We start from the raw sequence: 17,366 nt of genomic DNA, 5'->3' as shown, positions 1-17,366 counted from the left end.
CTTCTGATGGGGGATCATGCCGGCATGGTGCGTCGTCATGAGCTGACGGATGTGGAGTGGGAAGCGCTGTCCGGGCTGTTGCCGCGGCCGTCCTCGGGGCGGCCGCGGTTGGACGACCGGCGGGTGCTGAACGGGATCGTGTGGAAGCTGCGGACGGGGTCGGCGTGGCGTGATGTGCCGGCACGGTACGGGCCCTGGCGGACTCTGTACACGCGTTTTCGCAGGTGGGCGCTGGACGGGACGTTCACGCGGATGTTGGCCGCGGTCCAGGCGGAGAAGGACGCGACCGGTGACATCGACTGGCTGGTGTTGGTCGACTCCACGGTCGCGCGGGCCCATCAGCATGCCGCGGGCGCCCGTAGAAAGGGGCAGGGCAGGGGGACGAAATATGTGATCACGCCCTCGGGCGGTCCCGAGGCGGACTGACCACGAGAATCCACCTGGCCTGCGACGGTCGCGGCCGGCCGCCCGGCTTCGTCCTCACCGGCGGCAACGCTGCCGACTGCACCCGCTTCGAGGAGGTCATGGACACCATCAAGGTCCGCCGGGCCCGGCCCGGGCGGACCCGAACCCGCCCGGACCACGTCCTGGGCAACAAGGGCTACAGCTCCCGCAGGATACGCGCCTACCTGCGTAGACGCGGGATCGGTCACACCATCCCCGAACGCCGTGACCAGCAGGCCAACCGATCCCGCCGCGGCCGTAACGGAGGCAGACCACCTGCCTTCGACAAACAGCTCTACAAGAAACGCAACGTCGTCGAACGCTGCTTCAACCGCCTCAAGCAGTACCGCGCGATCGCCACTCGCTACGACAAAACCCGCGAGTCCTACCAGGCAGCCGTCACCATCACGTCCCTGTTCCTCTGGCACAGACCCCTTTGAAGACACCCCCTAGTACCCGCCCAACTGGCGCCGCTCGCCGAGGCGCTCAACGGGGCCGAGAACCCGTACCCGGTGCTGACCTGGCTCCACCGCAGCCGCGCCTCCCGCGCGCTCGCCCAGCTCGCCAGCCAGGGAGCCGAGGTCACCCACGCCCTCGTCGATGCGCGCCCCCAGAACGCCCCCACCCACCACGTCCGCGGCCTGCTCGTCACCGCGGGCGTTCTGCCCCGGCGCAACGAGGACCTCGCCCGCCTCGAACACTGGATCACCCGGATGGCCCAGCTGCCGCCCCACCAGGCCACGATCATTCGCCCGTTCGCCGAGTGGCGCGTCCTGCGCGATGCCCACCGCAACGCCGCCCGCAACCGCTACACCCTCGCGGCAGCCAAGAGCGACATCAGCGAGGTCCGGGCCGCGATCTCGTTCCTGAACTGGCTCAACGCCAACGACCTCACCCTGGCCACCACGGATCAGGCCGCCTTCGACGCCTGGCTGGTCACCCACCCCACCCTGCGCAAACCACTGACCCCGTTCATCCGCTGGGCCAAGGCCAGACGCCTCAACACCACCCTGGTCATGCCCGCCGCACCGCGTCAATTCGCCGGTACATTCCTCGATGAAGACCAGTACACCCAGCAGCTACGCCGCTGCCTCGTCGATGCGACTCTCCCTCGGGAAACACGCATCATCGGCGCCCTGGTCCTCCTCTACGCCCCGCCGCTGACCCGCATCACAGAACTCACCACCGACCGTTTCCACCGCGACGACAAGGGCGCCTACCTCACCCTCGGCCAGCACCCGGCACTGCTCCCGCCAAGCCTCGCCCAGCTGATCGAGGATCAGATCACCGACCCGAACACGGGAAAGTTCCGCCGCGAGCTCGACGACGGAACCCACTACCTTCTACCCGGCCAGGTTCCCGGCAGGTCCCGCAACCCCCTCGGTGCCGGCAACCTGATGCGTCTGCACGCTCTACCCACCCGCCCCGCCCGCAACACCGCGATGATCGAGGCAGTCACCGACCTGCCACCCATCGTTGTCGCCGACCTCTTCGGCCTCCACCCCGACACCGTCACCCGCTGGGCCGGATACTCCAGCGACAGCCGGGCCCACTACCTCGCCGCACGCCAGGAGGACGATTGAAACCGGCTGGCCTCTGGTGCCGTTCGTCCAGGGCCGCGTCGGCGTCGCGAAGGGGGTGGCCGCGTTGGCGTGGGCGTCCGCCAGAGCTCCGGTCTCCGACAGCAACTGCGTCACGCCACGGGCCTGGAGAAGCTTGTGATGCCCTCCTCCGGTTCTCTGCGCCAAGACGGCAACCAAGTCGCGTTGCTGAAAGTCTGTTCATCGGAAGTTTTCGACCGGTAGGACGGTGGCCGGTGACGTGTGCACGAACGACGTACGTCGGAAGAGGTGTCGAGGTGAACGCTGGCGACGAGCTGGGCGGCAGGTACCGGCTCTCAAGGGCCCTGGGTCAAGGCGGCATGGGTGAGGTGTGGGCCGCCTACGACGCCTACTTGAATCGCCAGGTGGCGATCAAGATCGTGCTCTCCAGCCGGTCCACCGATCTCCAGTCCGCTGAACGGCTGCGGCGAGAGGCGCGTACCGCCGCCGCTTTGAAACATCCCGGCATCACCGAGGTCCACGACTTCGGCTATCACGATGGCGCCCCCTTCTTCGTGATGGAGTTACTGGACGGCGACAGCTTCGAAGAACTGCTGAACGAGCACCCCGCCGGCCTGCCTGCCGTTCTTGCGGTGCGTCTCATGGCGCAGGTCGCTAAGGCGCTCGCGTACGCGCACAACCGCGGTGTCGTACATCGAGACATCAAGCCTGCCAACCTGATGTACCTGGTCGACGGAGGCGTGAAGATCTGCGACTTCGGCATCTCACGGGTAACTGAAGCCACTGACGGCCTCACCCTGCCCGGCAGTGTGATCGGCACGCCTGCGTTCATGGCACCCGAGCAGTGGCGAGGCGAGCCTGCCGACAGCCGCGCCGACGTGTACGCCTTCGGCGTGACGCTCCACAGCATCTTGACCAGCGCCCGCCCGTTTCCGGGCCCCGGCCTGGAGGACTACCGGTACCAGCACCTCAACACCGCGCCGCCCCGCCTGCGTGATCGCCGCGCCGACCTGCCAGCCTCACTCGAGGACCTGCTCCAGCGGCTGCTGGCCAAGGAGCACGGCAAGCGGACCACCACGGCCTCTCAGGTCGCGGACGCTCTCCATGGCATCCACGTCGACTTGTCGGAGGGGCGGATGCCGCGCAGGCGTCCCAGCCGCCGCGACTTCGTAGCCGGGCTGGGCTTTGCCGCGATCGCGGGCCTGTCTGTGACATCCATGCTCCGCTCGAACGCAGAGAGTGCGAGCAAGCACTCACCTCGTGAATCGGATACGACCGAGGACCCACCCCGCGATGAGACCCCGGTGACCGTCCATGACGGCGGGGATAAAGCCACACAGGCCGTGGCATTCAGTCCGGACGGCAAGACCCTGGTCAGCGTCGGTGACGACGGAGTGGCCAGGCTGTGGAAGGCCTCGGACAAGATGCTGACGAAGACCTTCACGCACAAGGTGACCAACCCGTGGGCCAAGCCGATCGCGGAGGTCACAGAGTTCAACCATCAGTTCACCGGCGCCTCCTCCGCTGCCTTCAGCCCGGACGGCCGCAGCCTGGCAGTCGGCAACGGCGACGGGACGGTCAGCCTGTGGAACATCGCCACCGGCGCCGAAATAGTCTTCCCCTACCTCAACCCCGTCCTGTGGAACTCCTCCCCCAGTTGTGTGGCGTTCGACGCTGCCGGCGGAACGCTGGCATCCGTCTACGCCTCCCCAACTGTCGGCCTGTGGAGTCTGGACACGAGGACGAGCAGCGCAACCCTGACTGCCGATGGCCCTGGCTACTGGGTCGCGTCCTTGGTGTACAGCCCTGCAGGCGGCCTTCTGGCCGCCGCCACGGGAAATGGCAACCCTGGGAATACGACGAGCGACGGACTGCTTCAGCTCTGGAACCCTTCCTCCCGCGCGGTCATCGCCACCCTGGCTCGAACCAATACCGACCGGAACGCCTTGGCTTTCAGCCCTGACGGAACGACACTTGCGAACCTTCGCAACGACGGGTCCATCTTCCTGTGGGACGTAAAGTCCCGTGAAAGCGTTGCCACTCTAACGGGGCCCGGTTCAGGCGTGACCTGCATCGCGTGCGGTCCGGGCGGCATCCTGGCGAGTGGTTACAGCAACGGCACCGTGGGCCTGTGGGACGCCAAGACCCGCAAGAGCCTGACCGATCTGAGCACCGGCACCAACGCGAAGATCAACTGCGTTGCCATCAGCCCGGACGGCAAGACAGTCTCCAGCGGCGGCAGGAACCTCACGACATGGACGATCAAGTAGACGGCGTACCGCCCTCGAGGAACTGTCCGCCGCGCAGACCGGACAGGAAGCCGGAGCTTGCTCGGCTTTGACAGACATTCGAGATCAGAAGCTTGTCCTCAGGCAGATGTCCATCATGGAGAGCACGTCAGACCGGACCAGGACCGCGTCCAGGACGTCACGACTCCCACACCGCCGCAAACCGCACCCGCTCGAAGGGGTGCCCGGGGCCGGCCGCGGTGAGGTACTCGCCGCCGACCTGCCGGGAGATGTCCGGGCCCAGCGGTACGGTCCGGCCGACCACGATCCTGCACCGACCCGGTCAGCGTCCTCCCTGCTCAGCCCTTCCCTCAGAAGAGCCGCACCCATCGTCGAATGGCGTGGCGGCGGATCCGAGACCTGGGCCGATTCACCGCCACAGGAACCAATGCCTGTCCCGTTGGCCCGCAGGACCCCGAAGCCACGTCCGGCGTGGAATAGCGCAGGTTCGGAATACTGCCTCTTCACCAGTACGGGGGCGGAGTCGAGCCGGCCGAGTACGGCACATGGGTCACCGCCGAGCAGCTGCGCCCGCTGCCCGGGGTCGGCCTCGGCCGCATCCCGGCCCACCCCCGCACCCGCACCTCGGCGCCGGCCCGGTGGGCGTGGCTGCTCGACGGCCGCGTCCACGGGCGCCCGGCCACCGTTCACGCCGAGGGCTGCCCGAGCGCCACCGACCGCGCTCATCCGCTGAGCACGATGCAGGCACTCGACGCGCTCGCGCGCCCCGGCACGACGGCGTGCACCGTGTGCGACGCCGCCGAGGCGCTGCTTCCGATCCTCGCCCACGGCCAGGACGACGGCTGCCGGGATAAACGGAACAGCCGTTAGCAAGCCCTGGTGGGCCAGTTCGAGGTGGACGCGCGGTTCAGTACAGGTAGGTGGTGTTGCCGCTCAGGGAGGCGGCGACCGCGGTGTAACCGGTGCCGGGCAGGTTGACCTTGTGGTAGCCGGGGACGGTGGTGCCGTTGCCGAGCTGGCCTTCGCCGTTGTGGCCCCAGGCGTAGACGTTCCCTGCGATGATCGCCACTCCGTGGCGGGCGCCGGCGGAGAGGGCCTGGGCGCCCTTGATGCGGGGGAGTTCCACCGGGGCGGTGCGGTTGGTGCGCGAGACGTTGTCGTCGTAGTTCTCGTCCTCCTGGGGCAGCTGGCCGTACTGGTTGTCGCCCCAGCCCCACACGGTGCCGTTGGAGGTCACGGCGTAGTTGTGGTGGGCGCCGGCGATGATCCGGCTGACGTCCTCCAGCCAGTCGACGTCGACGGGGACGAGGCTGTTCTTGGTGCTGCTGTTGCCGAGCTGTCCCTGGATGTTGTGGCCCCAGCTCTTGATGGTGCCATCCGTGGTCAGGGCGAGTGCGTGGGACTCCCCGGCCGCGATCGCGGCGATGTTCTCCAGGCCCATGACCGGCTTGGGCGCGGAGTGGGTGGCACGGTTGCCGGTGCCGAGTTGGCCGTGAATGCCGCGGCCCCAGGCGTAGACCTTGCCGTCGTCCAGCAGGGCGAGGCTGAAGTCGCTGCCGGCGGCGATCGCCTTGGCCTTGCCCAGGCCCTCGACCCGGACCGGAGTGGAGTGGTCGTCGCCGGTGCTGCCGGTGCCGAGCTGTCCGTGGGCGTTGTCACCCCAGGCGTACACCTTGCCGTCGGCGTCGAGCGCCAGGGCGTGTCTCCCCCCGGCCGCGACGTCCTTGATACCCGTGAGCTGGGAGACGGATACCGGCTCCGTGTGCTGCGTGGTGCTGCCGTCGCCGAGCTGCCCCGAGTGGTTGGCACCCCACGACTTGACCGTGCCGTCGATGCCCAGGGCGAGCGTGAAGGCGTCGGCGGAGCTCGTTCCACCGCTGACGATCTTCACCACATCGGCCGGCACCAGCCCCTTCACCGCCCCGGGGCTCAACCGGGCCGCGGTCTTCCCGTCACCAATCTGCCCGACCCTCCCCGCTCCCCAGGCCAGAACCGCTGTGGCAGTGCTGCGGGGCGAAGGCGCCATGGCTGTCCTCCAAGTCAAAGATCGTCATGTGTCCGCACCAGCCTTTCGTTCCCGATCCCCAAGATCGACCAGCCCCGCCGTGGGTCATTCGAAAGGGGGAGCACCCCTGCACCTGACCCCGTAGCGCCGCGCGCGCCGCCTCGGGGTCGGCGGCCTCCACCACCGCACGCGACCACCGCCCCGGCGAGGCAGCGCCGCGGGCGAGGCAGCGGATCGGCGCTTCGGGCCTCTGCTGCGCCACGCGAACATGGATGTCCTTCAGGGCTTGCTCGGCACCGTCACAGACGTCTAGCCCCCGCACAGGACACGGCTGCCCGACCAGGCAAGTCCAGCGCTCGGAAGGGGTGGTGACCAGGGCGATCCAAGATCGTTCACCCCTGTATGAACAACACCAAGCGCGTACTTGTCGCCCTCACCCTGTCGGGAGCCGTCCTGACCATGTCGGGAGCTGCCCACGCCGAGGCCGCGACTGCCAGCAGCCCCAGCAGGGCCGTTCCGGCTGACGGGATCCTCGGGATCAATCTCAACCACATCCTGCACGGCCTGGGCCTCGGCGTCGGCGGCCAACTCCTCGGCAACGCCAGGGGCGAGAGCCACGCCACCGGCCGTTTCCTCCCCGCCGGCCACTCCGCCGTGCAACCCGCCGCCGCCGTGGTCCCCATTGCCAGCGGCCTCCGGTAGCAGCCACCGAGCTTGCTCTTCCAGAACGGTGAGTCCCGCATGCGGGACTCACCGTTCTATTTCATTCGAAGCCGGGGACCACGAGCACGGGGATGCCCACGAACTCGAGCCAGCCGGTCAGCTGCTGTCGGAGGGTGTCCTTCTCGGCTGGGACCTACAGGGCGTGCTCCTGGCCCTTGGTGCGGTCGAGGCGGAACCAGTCGGGCATCTCCCGCACGAAGGCGTCCGCGCTCGGCCAGGCCGGTGGGACGTGGACGGCTCGCACGGTGTCGATCAGGTCGGGGAAGCGGCCCTCGCGCGGCGGGCCTGGGCCAGCTGCGCGGACAGCTGGCGGTACATCGGCGGCGTGTGCGGCAGCACGCCCTCGGCGGCGAGGATCACCTGCCGCAGCGTGACCTTCAGCGGCGCGTACCCGTCCACGATCTCCCTCGCCCGGCCCACGACGAGGGGCCACCGGATCCGCTCACGAGCCATACCGGTACATGTACCCCTGCGGCGCCGCCGGCCCCCGGACACGGCACAGACCTCTTCCCCCGGCTACGGCGTGGAAAGAGGTGTCGTTTTCCGAAAGGGGCTTGCCCACGGCCTCTGACCTGCGTGAATGGAAGATCATCGGTTTCGGGGGGTCCCACCTCCGGTCACACCTGCGGTCCCCCGCCTAGTACACCCCTGCAGACAACCCTCCAGCCCCCTTCCGGTGCAACCCTCGCGAGGCTCAGCGGGAGGGCTCCCAGGCTTCCGGGCCGGCGCCTCGCCACTCCACGAAGTCGGGGTCGGTGAGGTCCACGTCCTCGGCGTTCTCCAGCCCGGCGGCCGCGAGGAAGACCCTAATGTGCGCGACGCCGATGGCGACGCCGTCGTAGCGCACCCGGCGCCAGCGCTGCTCGTCGGGCGGGTAGACGATCAGCTTCGCGGCCATGCGGCCAGCCTGTTCCCGTCGCTCCCCACCGGCACCTGGCCGGGCGCGAACGGGTGAGGCAGCAGATCGCGGCCGGCCACCGGCAGCCACACCGTGACCTCTGCCCCGGAGTAGGTTCGGAGGTACGGGGTGCGGCCCTGGCCACTGGGGCTGCGACGGGGGCCGCATCCCGACAGGGCTTGCCGACCGGGGAGGTGCCCGCGGCTTGAGCCAGGTCCCTCGTTCGGGTGGACCTGGGGCCGACGGCGAACCGGTCCAGTTCCAGCACCGTCGCAGGGCTCATGAAGCCGATCGGCGAGCAGCACGTGGCGGAGCCCGGCCTGGTGGTCCTGGACATCACCGGCGGGGATGAGGACACGGCCGGGGCCGTCATGGCCGCACTGGAGGAGCGATGGGCAACCTCGGGCATCGGCCCGGTGCGCCGGGATCCCCGTGCGCCCGGGGTCCGGGCCCGGGTCTACGCCGGCGTCCTGCGCCCCGGGCGACAGCGTCCAAGCAACGAGGGCAAGCCCTACCTACCGGGCGGTAGGGTGCTTGCTCAGACTCTCCTGAGGCTTGCCCGGGCTGTCAGGCCTGCCGCTACTTCAGCAGGGTGCGGAACTCTTCGAAGTCGAGGACCCCGTCATGGTTGGCGTCGGCCGCCATGGCCTTCTTGACCTCTTCAGAGAGGTGCCCCTGGGCGCCCTCGGCCTTGAAACGCTCCGCCAATTCGACGATGCTGATCCGCCCGTCACCATCCGTGTCTATCTCGGCGAACAGCGCCCTGAGCTCGGCCTCGTTCATGACATACCCCTTTCACGTTCACAGGCCCCGAAGGCCCGGATGTCCCACCACCCTGCCACACCATCAACATCACTCTGATGGCCAGGCCTTGGGCATACATACCGCCACGCTCCGGCGGGAGTGGGCAACTGCCCTCGCGGGTGGCTTGCCCCGGCTCCCCTAACGCTTGCCCAGGCGCTCAGGCTTGCCCAGCCAACCGGGACCCACAGGCCGTGAGCACGCCCCGGTGCCGCGGCGGTGGAAGCATGGAGCCGGGCCTGTCCGGGCGCAGCGCGACGCCCGCGGCCGACAGCGCGGCGGGCCTTTGCAGCGGGTGGATGCGCCGGGGGCCGAACTCGTCGGAGGCGAGCGTGCGGTCCGGCCGCTCGTTGACCGCGTACTCGATCCGGGCCAGCTTGGCGTCGAAGTCCGCATCAGGAGACTCGTTCCAGGTCTTCGTGCGCTGGAAGGAGATCCCGCGGCGGGCCAGTAAGCACCGCAGAGCCTCCCGGCCGATCCTGATGGGCCGGGCGTTGTTCCTACGCAGGTGATCGGCGAGCTTGCGGATGGACCAGCGAGTGAAGGGCTTGCCCGGCATGGTCGGGCGGGTGGCGGCCGTCTGGACGACGATGTCCTCGTCGTCACGATCGAGAAGGCGGGGACGGCCTCCCGCCCAGCGAGGGTCCAGGCATGCGAGCCCGATCTCCTTGAACTTGTGGATCACGTCGCGGACGGTGTCCTCGTCCGCCTGGACCGGCCGGGCTATGACAGGGACCGTGCTGCCGCCGGCCGAGGCCAGCAGCATCATCGCCCGCCGGAACCGCACGGAGTTCGTACTGCCTCGCCGGACGATGTGCCGGAGATTCTGCCCCTCCTGCTCCGTCAACCCGCGAACCCCGGACCGGTTGCGCCATCCCGCCTCCCCACTGCTCCGGGAAAGCATCACCAACCAGCACAGGCTCACCACATGACCGGACGGTTGGCGGACGTGTACTCGTCCGCGACTGTGAAGACGCTGGCACAGCACGGACACTCTGCTCTACCGAACAGGTGGGCAATTCCGTTGGCCAGCGCCTCCTGCCCGTCGCGGACAGTGATCTCATGCATCCACTGACCGGTTCCGGTGAGTTCCTCGACGGCCGCCGGCCGCAGGTTCCGCCGGATGTCCTCACCGCCGTCATACACCTGCGAGTAGCATCCGAAGCCGCCGATGGCGATCGTCACACCCACGTCACAGTGGGGACAGTCCACGCCCATGATGTCGTCCGTGAAACCCTCCAGAGCGTTCGCCCAGTGGTACTCCTCCTCAACGGCGAGCAGGGCACGGAAGGACACAAGGTAGTCAGCCGGCCGCGACCGCAGGTGCCCGTCCAGCACCTCACGGAACTCCTTGATCGCGTCGGCGCAGTCAGCCAGCAGACCATCGCAGCCGTGCCGTCCTGCCGCCCGCTCAAGGATCTCCCCGGCCAGCTCTGGCCGGCGGCATCACCCAGGGGCGGCGCGGCATGGCGGCCATCCTGGACGGCGTCCCCGAAGAACAGGTACGGGAGACCTCCGTCCGCACCCTCGGCACCGTGCAGCTCGCACTCGTGTCCGGCGTGACGCTCCAGTGCCTCGGTGACCCCTCCACCGCCCCCACGGCCGCCGAGGTACTCGAAGGCATCCAGGCCCTGGCGAAGATCGCACGCTGACCCGTCGCGGTAACTACGGACGCGGACTCATCCCCGTTCACCGCGTGGCGACTTGTGGCGCACCAAGGAGGCCTGCAGAACAAATCGGTCTAAGGGCTGTCCCGTAATCCCCGGCGGATCAGCGCACGGCGTCGGATGCGGTGCATCGCAAGGCGGAGGGGCGCCCCCATACTGGGTGTATTCGGGCGTTCCGACAACGCAGCGAGGTGCCGTAGCCGGCGTCGTGCGCCCGCCGGGGATTACGGGACAGCCCTTAGGCACCAGGCCTGTGACCTGGTGCGGGCGGACGGCGCACACCACGGCCCTCACCGTTCACCCCAGTGAGCAGGTACGCCTCGCCCCCCTCACAGGGGCGAGCCCCGGAAGACCGAGGAGCAGTGGCCGAGCACGACCTGGAAGAGCCGGCCCGGCTCCGCGGCGTACCTCGTGGGCGGCGCTCACCGGCCACCCCGCAGCCGCACGCCTTGCGGACGCCCTCGGCGGGACCGCAGGAGGCTCCGCCCACGCAGCTGACTGCCATTGCCCGAGCCCCCGACCAGCCGCGAGCCGGAGTCGGGATGGTTCCAGGCCCGAGGTACACATGGCCACCACCGCGCTACAGCGTGATGCCGAACGGCTTGACACCGGACCGTAACGGCTGGCAAACCACCGGCGTCGCCGGCAACCCCTCGCGCCCACGTCCTCGGCGGTGGGGCCGCCGCCCTCCTTCGGCTATCGGCCTGGATCGCTGCGCCTTGCTTCAGGAGCCATGGTCGGACGAAGGACCCCGGAACATCACCGGGGCCCTTCTCGGTTGCCGACCTTGGATCGAGGATCAGTACCAGACAGCCACCTGCATCAAGCTCCTGCCCCACATGTCGAACCGGATGCACCGGTAGGCAGCGATCTGCCGGGACGCCACCCAGTAGTTGCCGTAGGCGACGCACTGGGGGTACCAGTAGACCTGGTTGAGCATCACCCAGCGGATCCGGGCCGTGGCGGCAGGCTGGGCCTTCGCGCTGAGGCCCTGTGAGGTCAGGGGCTTGCCGCTCGTGGCCGCTGGGGCAGCACTGGCTTCCCCTGTGACGGTGAGGGCCAGCGCTGCGGTGAGAGTCACCGCAAGAGCCGCCAGGCGGTGTGCGGGTCGGGTGTCCTTGCCGTTCACGAAACCTCCGAGGAGTCCAGCCGGAGCAGGATGGCCGACTCCGGCACGGGGCGAAGCAGCCGATCTCGTGTGCACGCCCCATGACGCTCGCGCGCCGCCCGCGGTTCCTGGCCGACAGCGGAATCCGCAGCTGCGAGTCGGGGGGTGTGCGGGCCCTTCAGCCCCGCTCGCTCCCCCGCCGACAGGTCCCGACGCAGGGTGCGCTGCACAGCACGAAGAGAAGGAACCGAGCCCAGATCACCAGCCGCAGCCGCCTCGACGACCAGCTCCGGGTGCACAGTGCTCCCGGCATGCCGGGCACCAGGCCCTCATCCGCGTACGCCACATCGACACGGGCTACCCGCACCTAACCGGCCTCGGACCGGGCCCGGAGGGCCGGCTACGGCTACAGACGTCGCCCCGCCACAGGAACCGGCCGCCCCCGCCGGGGCCCGGTCCGGCCGGCTCGTAGCCGGACCGGCCACCAGGACCGAACGCCCGGGCGTGGTCCTACGTGGTGAGGTGCTCGGTCGGCGGTTCCGCGTCGTACCAAGCGTCGTGCCCGGTCTGCGTGGTGCCGTCCTCGGCGAGCCGGCGCCGGGCGGTCCCGACTTCCGGTACGGCAGCCAGGAAGGCGGCGACCGCCGTGGTGAACTCCTGCGGGGCGGCGGCGTGCACCAGATGGCCGGCCGGGATGGTGATGAGCCGGGCGTCCGGGACCAGGCGGGCGAGCTCGGCGAGGGCCTCCTGCGGGACGTGGCTGTCCGGCCCGCCCGCCACCACCAGGGTCGGGGCCGTGATCGCGGAGAGGCCCTCCAGCCAGGACGGGTCGGGGCTGTCCAACTGGGGCCGGACCGCGAGGACCATGGCCCAGTCGAAGGACAGCTCGCCCTCGGGCCGCACCGGAGCGACCGGCTCGCGGGGGAACGGCGCCGGGGAGTCCTCCAGGACCAGCCGGACCACCCGCCTCGGGCTGTGCTGCGCGACCAGATACGCGACCACGCCGCCCATCGAGTGGCCGACCAGGTCCACGCGGTCCAGGCCGACGGCGTCCAGGAATCCCAGAACGTCGTCACGCATCAGCTCCAGGGAGTACTCGCCGGTCCGTCCGCTGCGGCCGTGGCCCCGCAGATCCAGGGCGTACACCCGGCGGTCGTGCGCGAGTGCGTCCCGTACGGGGCCCCAGTCGTCCGCGGACTCGCCCAGCGCCGCGAGCAGGAGCAGAGGGGCGCCGCCAGCCGGCCCGGCCACCTGGTAGGCCAGCCGGACGCCGTTCACGGTAAGGAAGTGGTGTTCCGTCATCCGGCTGACAGTACGGTCCACCAACCCTGCGGTGCGGGGGCGGGGGCGGGCCGCCCTTGCTCGGCTACGAGGGGGCGTCGCTGCTGAGCGCCGTCCAAGGCAAGGCCCACGCCGCAGCCCCGCGCGGCGGCCGGGCCCGGGCGGCGGCCGGGCCCGGGCGGCGGCCGGGCCCGGGCGGCGGCCGGCCGAGGGGCGGTGACGCGGGGGCGGCTCCTCGGAATGCCGGGGAGCCGGCCCCCGTCCGGATTCCTCGCAGGCCTGCCCCTCATCACATGCTGACGTGCTTATGCCAGACGGCCTGCGGGGCGAGCTGTCCAGGGTGGGCGAAGCCCAGCGCGTAGCGCCGCCGAAGGCGCCTTTGACCGCTCGCCACGGCCCGCCCACTTCACGGCTCGGCCAGGTACGCCATCACGACCGCCTCCCCGGTGGCGTCCTCATCGCCGCGGTAGTGCCTCACCACCCGCTCCCCGTCGAGGCCGAACACGTCCGCCGTCCGCCCCGTCCCGATCAACTCCCCGATCTCCATCCGGCAGAACCTACCCCGAGCGCCCCGGAGCCGCGTCGAGTTCGGGGGCAACCTTGGCAAGAGGGTGAGCGGCCGGGGCCGCCACCCGGCAGGGCACCGGTCAAGGGGGTCCGGTATGGCACCTTGTCCGCGTGGTTGTGAATCTGCATCGCTGTTGGCCAGGGGGGCCGGTCAACAGAGCAGCTCCCGGGATGACGTTGCTTCGCAGTCGGCCGTTTCGTTGACGGGTAGTCGGCCTGCGCGTAGACAGTGTGGTCACCCAGGGTGGTTTCGGGCTTGGATGCGGATTCTTCTGACCGACGGCATGCCATGGCCGCTCGACGGCTTCCCGGCCTGCACGGTTCGACCGCTCACGGCTTCCCTGAGCAGAAAGCCCTACCTCGGAGTCAAGCGTGTGGACGACCGAGCCGAGATCCAGTGCTCCGGTCGTCCACGTCGATGTGCATTGACATCCGTGTCAGCGGAAGTCCTCCGCGTGGTCCACCGCCCACTCCCGGAAGGACCGGGCCGGGGTACCGGTGATGCGCTCCACCTCATCGTTGACCGGCTCCGGATTGGCGAGCATCTCCGCCTGGGCCGGCATCACGGCCTCCACCAGCTCTGCCGGGTAGCCTGCGGCCTTCATCTGCTCGACGGCCTCGTCCAGTGCGATCTCCTCGAACCGCACCGGCCGGCCGATGGCCTCGCTGATCAGTGCCACCTGCCGTTCCTGGGTGATCAGTTCGAGGCCGGTGATCAGGGGGTGGGCGCCGAGCAGGACGTCGGTCGTCAACGCCTGAACGGCTACCGCAGCAATGTCCGCCTCGTGGATCAGCGGGCGGGCCAGCCTTGCCAGCGGCGCCCGTACCGCACCGGTAGTGCGGATCTCCTCCGCCCAGCCCAGCGTGTTGCTCGCGAAACCGGTGGGCCTCAGCGCTGTCCACTCCAGGCCCGATGCCTCGATCAGCCGCTCCAGCTCCGTGTGGAACATGGTGATCGCCTCGCCCGGCTTCTCCTCGCTCCCGACCCCGGCGGATGACAGGTACACCACCCGTCGGGCGCGCTTCCCGATCGCGTCGATCACGTCCGACGCGCCCTCGGCTCTCAGGAACGGCCACACCAGGAAGACCGAATCGACGCCCTCCAGAGCCGTGTCCAGCGACGCGGGATCACCGAGATCACCGCGTACCGCCTGCACACCCTCCGGGAAGTCCGCCTCTCCTCTCACCAGCGCCCGAACGGGAACGCCCGCCGCGTGCAGTCGGGTCACCACCGCGCCGCCGACCTTTCCAGTCGCGCCGGTCACCAGGATCCTGGGCTGTGTCATCGGAACCTCCTCGTCTCGCCGTTCGATGACACGACTCTCATACATCAACCAAGGTTCAGGTCAAGCACCGGTCGGCCAGAGCAACCGACAGGCGCTGCGCCAACTCCCGAAGCCAGACCGGTCACCAGGTGTCCTTGGCCAACTGGCAACCAATGAGGCCAACCACGACGCAACGGCACAGCGGTCTGTCCGTTTCTCCGGGAGGAGAAATCGCCGGGCTCTGTCCGCGAGTCCGGGACTTGAGGCTGTCCGGGACGTCGCCGTGATCGGCACGGCGACCGTACGTCAGGAGCTGCCTGTGTCCCCCATCGTTCCCTCGCTGTCCCCGCACACTGGCTTCACCGCCACCCGCGCCCACAAGCTCACACCCGGCCAGAAGACCGCCAACCGCGTCCTCACCGTCGGACGTTCGCCGGTCGAGCACGGCTTCGCCCACCTCAAGAACTGGCGGACTCTCACCGAACTCCGTACCGACCCCGCCCGCGCCACCCACCTCCTGCGCGCCTTGCTCGTGCTGACGAACTTCGAGGTCAATCGCTGACAGGCCCTTGTCCGGCCCTGCCCCGGCACAGCGGTCACCAGTGAGGGGGACCTTCACACGCGTTGACGGTCTCAAGGCCATCGCTGTTCACGGCCAAGGGTGCGCAGCCGGTCGCGGGTGGCTGCTGGCAGGTCGGTCACCACGCAGTCCCAGGCGTGGTGGAGCATGTCGGTGAGGTCTTCGTCGGGCATCGTGTCGTCGTCCAGCTGCACGGTGAGCCAGTGCCACCGGCGGCCCTGGTACCACGGGCGCACGGCCGCGTCCTGCTCGCACAGGTGCAGGGCGAGCTGGGGTTCGCACTTGACGGTGACCTGGTCGGGGTGGGTCCTGGTGGCTGCCGCGAGCATGGCGAAGATGCTGCCGCCGACCTTGTAGACGGGCCTGTTGGGACCGTAGGGCTCCTCCTCCGTCACCTCCGGCAACGCGAGGGCGAGCTCCGCGACGTCCTCGGGAGTCATGGTGATGTCCTTCGTCCGGCCGGGCTACCAGGGGGGCGCGCTCAGCGGTAGTCGTCGGGGTCGGGCGCCTGTCCGGTGCGCATGTACTCCTGGAAGTAGCGGACGGAGTCGGGGGCCGATCCGTCGGCGTCAGTGAAGCCGTACTGCCTGGCCAGGGTGCCGACGGACAGGGAGCTGCCGGTGAAGCGGGCCACGTCCGGGTCGGTGGCGAGTGCGGTGACGGCCCGGGCGGTGAACAGCGGGGTCTCGGAGATGGCGAACGTGGGGTCCGCTTTGCAGCCGTCGCGCCAGTTGTCCTCGGTGATGTGGAACGCGTCGAGCATCGCCTCGGTACGCATCCAGCCCGGGGCCAGGCCCAGTGCCGTACAGCCGTACTCCTTGATCTCCTCAGACAGTGCCCACGTCATCCGGAACGGGGCGAACTTGGCGAGGTCGAAGGCGAAGGGGGCACGGTAGTGGCCGTTGTTGAACTCTGCGGTGCCGTCGGTGAGCTCCACGACCAGGCCGCCGGGGCGGCGGATCAGCAGGGGCAGGAGGTAGTGGCTGGTGACGTAGTAGGTGTCGATGCCGAGCCGCAGCATGCGCAGGCCGTTGTCGAGGTCGCAGTCCCACATCTTCTTGCCGCGCTCGACGAGGTGCTCCGCGCCCCAGATGGCGTTGACGAGGATGTCCAGCCGGCCTTGCTCCTGGTCGATGCGCTCGGCGAGCGCCTGCACCTGCTCCGCCTGGAGGTGATCGACCACGACGGGGATGCCCTCGCCGCCGGCGGCGGTGACCAGCTCGGCGGTCTCCTCGACGGTCTCGGCCGGGCGGCCCGACTCGCCCGCCTTGCCGCGGGTGGTGCGGCCGGTCACGTAGACGGTGGCCCCGGCCCGGCCGAGCTCGACGGCGATCGCCCGGGCCCCGCCCCGGGTGGCCCCGGTGACCAGCGCCACCTTCCCCGCCAGCGCCGTGCCTTCGTCGTGGTTCATGTGGGTCTTTCCTTGTTCGCTCAAAGATGGTGATCGGAGCACGGTCTGTACCCCGATGATTCGGTCCCCGTCCGTCCGCTGCACTGCGCGGACCAGGGGGTGCCTCACCCGTTCTTGCCGGCGGCGCTGATGCAGAAGGACTGGCCCGAAGGGTCGAGCAGCACCGTCCGGTGCCTGCCACCGGGCTGGTGGGCCGGCTTGGTGGCACCGGGGCCGACCGGACGCCGCTCGGCGTCCTCCACGTCGGCGAAGGTCAGGTCGAGGTGGACGACGGGCTCGTCCGCGTTCAGGGCTCTGGCCTTTCTGTTGTCCGGAGCCCGGGTCAGGCGTATTTGCCGAGTTCGCTGGCCTGGAGGGCGGCTTGGTCGTTGATGCCGATGACGTAGCCGTCCGGGTCGCGGAAGTAGAACATGCGCTGGCCGGTGTGGTCGGTGCCGGTGTCCTTGATGATCTCGGCGTGCCGGGAGATGAGGTCGTGGGCGCCGTCGAAGTCGTCCACGCCGAGGTAGAACATGCCGGCGAAGCCGATGGGGGTGTCGGCCAGGCTGGGCAGCCAGTTCTTCAGGTCGGCGTTGCTGTAGAGCATGGCGCAGAATCCGCCCTGGTAGAGGAGCATGTGGATGTCGTCGCCGGGCTTGGCGGTGCTGGAATCGATGTCGAAGCCGAGCTGTTTGTAGAACGCGATGCTGGCCGCGGTGTCCTTGACACTCAGGCAGGGGGCGAATGGCATGTGTCCTCCATGGTCGGGTGCGGCTTTCACCAGGGTGCGGGCGCGAGGGGCCGGTATGCGCCGGGTGCCCTGCGG

The 17,366-nt window shown here is 69.5% G+C and carries 22 protein-coding genes and 1 pseudogene; 8 read left to right on the top strand and 15 right to left on the bottom strand.

Annotation, left to right across the window (positions count from 1 at the left end; all coding sequences use genetic code 11):
- Positions 1-24: 24 nt before the first annotated feature.
- The 3 genes from ACZ7IF_RS17865 (at position 25) to ACZ7IF_RS17855 (ending at position 4,276) form a co-directional block, all read left to right on the top strand.
- Positions 25-884, top strand: a protein-coding gene (locus tag ACZ7IF_RS17865) for an IS5 family transposase (protein ID WP_470972093.1) whose coding sequence is annotated in 2 segments (ribosomal slippage) — positions 25-373 and positions 373-884 — 861 coding nt in all. Because the reading frame shifts where the segments join, the coding sequence is not laid out codon by codon here.
- A gap of 72 nt (positions 885-956) precedes the next feature.
- Entirely contained in the window at positions 957-2,027 is a 1,071-nt protein-coding gene (locus ACZ7IF_RS17860) for a hypothetical protein (RefSeq protein WP_470972091.1), read from the top strand.
- A gap of 275 nt (positions 2,028-2,302) precedes the next feature.
- Positions 2,303-4,276 carry a WD40 repeat domain-containing serine/threonine protein kinase gene (locus ACZ7IF_RS17855; RefSeq protein ID WP_470972089.1) on the top strand — a complete coding sequence of 658 codons (1,974 nt, stop codon included), beginning with the start codon at positions 2,303-2,305 and terminating at the stop codon, positions 4,274-4,276.
- A 157-nt stretch (positions 4,277-4,433) separates the two neighbouring features.
- Here ACZ7IF_RS17855 and ACZ7IF_RS17850 read toward each other — a convergent pair whose 3' ends face one another.
- Positions 4,434-4,559: a hypothetical protein gene (locus tag ACZ7IF_RS17850; RefSeq protein ID WP_470972087.1), complete on the bottom strand. Its 126-nt coding sequence runs from the start codon at positions 4,557-4,559 to the stop codon at positions 4,434-4,436.
- Positions 4,560-4,747: 188 nt separating this feature from the next.
- Between ACZ7IF_RS17850 and ACZ7IF_RS17845 the strand changes: the two genes are divergently transcribed.
- The gene (locus tag ACZ7IF_RS17845; protein ID WP_470972153.1) at positions 4,748-5,125 is read left to right on the top strand and encodes a DUF6233 domain-containing protein; all 378 of its coding nucleotides are present in this window, start codon (positions 4,748-4,750) and stop codon (positions 5,123-5,125) included.
- 37 nt (positions 5,126-5,162) lie between these two features.
- Here ACZ7IF_RS17845 and ACZ7IF_RS17840 read toward each other — a convergent pair whose 3' ends face one another.
- Entirely contained in the window at positions 5,163-6,281 is a 1,119-nt protein-coding gene (locus ACZ7IF_RS17840; RefSeq protein WP_470972085.1) for an RCC1 domain-containing protein, read from the bottom strand.
- 381 nt (positions 6,282-6,662) lie between these two features.
- Here ACZ7IF_RS17840 and ACZ7IF_RS17835 point away from each other — a divergent pair, with 381 nt between their 5' ends.
- Positions 6,663-6,962 carry a hypothetical protein gene (locus tag ACZ7IF_RS17835; protein WP_470972082.1) on the top strand — a complete coding sequence of 100 codons (300 nt, stop codon included), beginning with the start codon at positions 6,663-6,665 and terminating at the stop codon, positions 6,960-6,962.
- Positions 6,963-7,235: 273 nt separating this feature from the next.
- On the opposite strand, the gene ACZ7IF_RS17830 is transcribed toward ACZ7IF_RS17835, so the two are convergent.
- Positions 7,236-7,436, bottom strand: a complete 201-nt coding sequence (locus ACZ7IF_RS17830) for a hypothetical protein (RefSeq protein ID WP_470972080.1) — start codon at positions 7,434-7,436, stop codon at positions 7,236-7,238.
- 241 nt (positions 7,437-7,677) lie between these two features.
- Complete coding sequence (locus tag ACZ7IF_RS17825; RefSeq protein ID WP_470972077.1) at positions 7,678-7,881, bottom strand: hypothetical protein; 204 nt, start codon at positions 7,879-7,881, stop codon at positions 7,678-7,680.
- Between the two features lie 281 nt (positions 7,882-8,162).
- On the opposite strand from ACZ7IF_RS17825, the gene ACZ7IF_RS17820 reads away from it, so the two are divergent.
- The gene (locus ACZ7IF_RS17820) at positions 8,163-8,537 is read left to right on the top strand and encodes a DUF6207 family protein (RefSeq protein ID WP_470972075.1); all 375 of its coding nucleotides are present in this window, start codon (positions 8,163-8,165) and stop codon (positions 8,535-8,537) included.
- On the opposite strand, the gene ACZ7IF_RS17815 is transcribed toward ACZ7IF_RS17820, so the two are convergent.
- The 3 genes and pseudogenes from ACZ7IF_RS17815 to ACZ7IF_RS17805 form a co-directional block, all read right to left on the bottom strand.
- Complete coding sequence (locus ACZ7IF_RS17815; protein ID WP_470972073.1) at positions 8,461-8,664, bottom strand: EF-hand domain-containing protein; 204 nt, start codon at positions 8,662-8,664, stop codon at positions 8,461-8,463. The genes ACZ7IF_RS17820 and ACZ7IF_RS17815 overlap by 77 nt on opposite strands.
- Before the next feature lie 256 nt (positions 8,665-8,920).
- Positions 8,921-9,557 (bottom strand): annotated as a pseudogene (locus ACZ7IF_RS17810) (helix-turn-helix domain-containing protein); the annotation flags it as partial.
- 46 nt (positions 9,558-9,603) lie between these two features.
- The gene (locus tag ACZ7IF_RS17805; RefSeq protein WP_470972071.1) at positions 9,604-10,020 is read right to left on the bottom strand and encodes a hypothetical protein; all 417 of its coding nucleotides are present in this window, start codon (positions 10,018-10,020) and stop codon (positions 9,604-9,606) included.
- Between the two features lie 128 nt (positions 10,021-10,148).
- On the opposite strand from ACZ7IF_RS17805, the gene ACZ7IF_RS17800 reads away from it, so the two are divergent.
- Positions 10,149-10,334, top strand: a complete 186-nt coding sequence (locus tag ACZ7IF_RS17800; protein WP_470972069.1) for a hypothetical protein — start codon at positions 10,149-10,151, stop codon at positions 10,332-10,334.
- Positions 10,335-11,148: 814 nt separating this feature from the next.
- On the opposite strand, the gene ACZ7IF_RS17795 is transcribed toward ACZ7IF_RS17800, so the two are convergent.
- From ACZ7IF_RS17795 to ACZ7IF_RS17780, 4 genes are all read right to left on the bottom strand, one after another.
- Complete coding sequence (locus ACZ7IF_RS17795; RefSeq protein ID WP_470972067.1) at positions 11,149-11,430, bottom strand: hypothetical protein; 282 nt, start codon at positions 11,428-11,430, stop codon at positions 11,149-11,151.
- 537 nt (positions 11,431-11,967) lie between these two features.
- Entirely contained in the window at positions 11,968-12,759 is a 792-nt protein-coding gene (locus tag ACZ7IF_RS17790) for an alpha/beta fold hydrolase (protein ID WP_470972065.1), read from the bottom strand.
- A gap of 385 nt (positions 12,760-13,144) precedes the next feature.
- Positions 13,145-13,285 (bottom strand): hypothetical protein, encoded by a 141-nt coding sequence (locus ACZ7IF_RS17785; protein WP_470972062.1) that lies wholly within the window; start codon positions 13,283-13,285, stop codon positions 13,145-13,147.
- Positions 13,286-13,742: 457 nt separating this feature from the next.
- Positions 13,743-14,591: an NAD(P)H-binding protein gene (locus tag ACZ7IF_RS17780; RefSeq protein WP_470972060.1), complete on the bottom strand. Its 849-nt coding sequence runs from the start codon at positions 14,589-14,591 to the stop codon at positions 13,743-13,745.
- A gap of 298 nt (positions 14,592-14,889) precedes the next feature.
- Here ACZ7IF_RS17780 and ACZ7IF_RS17775 point away from each other — a divergent pair, with 298 nt between their 5' ends.
- Complete coding sequence (locus tag ACZ7IF_RS17775) at positions 14,890-15,132, top strand: transposase family protein (RefSeq protein ID WP_470972058.1); 243 nt, start codon at positions 14,890-14,892, stop codon at positions 15,130-15,132.
- A 71-nt stretch (positions 15,133-15,203) separates the two neighbouring features.
- Here ACZ7IF_RS17775 and ACZ7IF_RS17770 read toward each other — a convergent pair whose 3' ends face one another.
- The 4 genes from ACZ7IF_RS17770 to ACZ7IF_RS17755 form a co-directional block, all read right to left on the bottom strand.
- Positions 15,204-15,590 (bottom strand): MmcQ/YjbR family DNA-binding protein, encoded by a 387-nt coding sequence (locus ACZ7IF_RS17770; protein WP_470972056.1) that lies wholly within the window; start codon positions 15,588-15,590, stop codon positions 15,204-15,206.
- Positions 15,591-15,631: 41 nt separating this feature from the next.
- The gene (locus ACZ7IF_RS17765; RefSeq protein ID WP_470972054.1) at positions 15,632-16,561 is read right to left on the bottom strand and encodes an SDR family oxidoreductase; all 930 of its coding nucleotides are present in this window, start codon (positions 16,559-16,561) and stop codon (positions 15,632-15,634) included.
- Between the two features lie 104 nt (positions 16,562-16,665).
- Positions 16,666-16,887 carry a VOC family protein gene (locus ACZ7IF_RS17760; protein ID WP_470972151.1) on the bottom strand — a complete coding sequence of 74 codons (222 nt, stop codon included), beginning with the start codon at positions 16,885-16,887 and terminating at the stop codon, positions 16,666-16,668.
- Complete coding sequence (locus ACZ7IF_RS17755) at positions 16,884-17,291, bottom strand: VOC family protein (protein WP_470972052.1); 408 nt, start codon at positions 17,289-17,291, stop codon at positions 16,884-16,886. The genes ACZ7IF_RS17760 and ACZ7IF_RS17755 overlap by 4 nt, the downstream gene beginning before the upstream one ends.
- Between the last annotated feature and the right edge of the window lie 75 nt (positions 17,292-17,366).

The sequence above is a fragment of the Streptomyces sp. NPDC037421 genome (genome assembly GCF_055602105.1).
The sequence above is the reverse complement of the archived record's forward strand: the minus strand, read 5'-3'. Positions and strand labels throughout refer to the sequence as shown.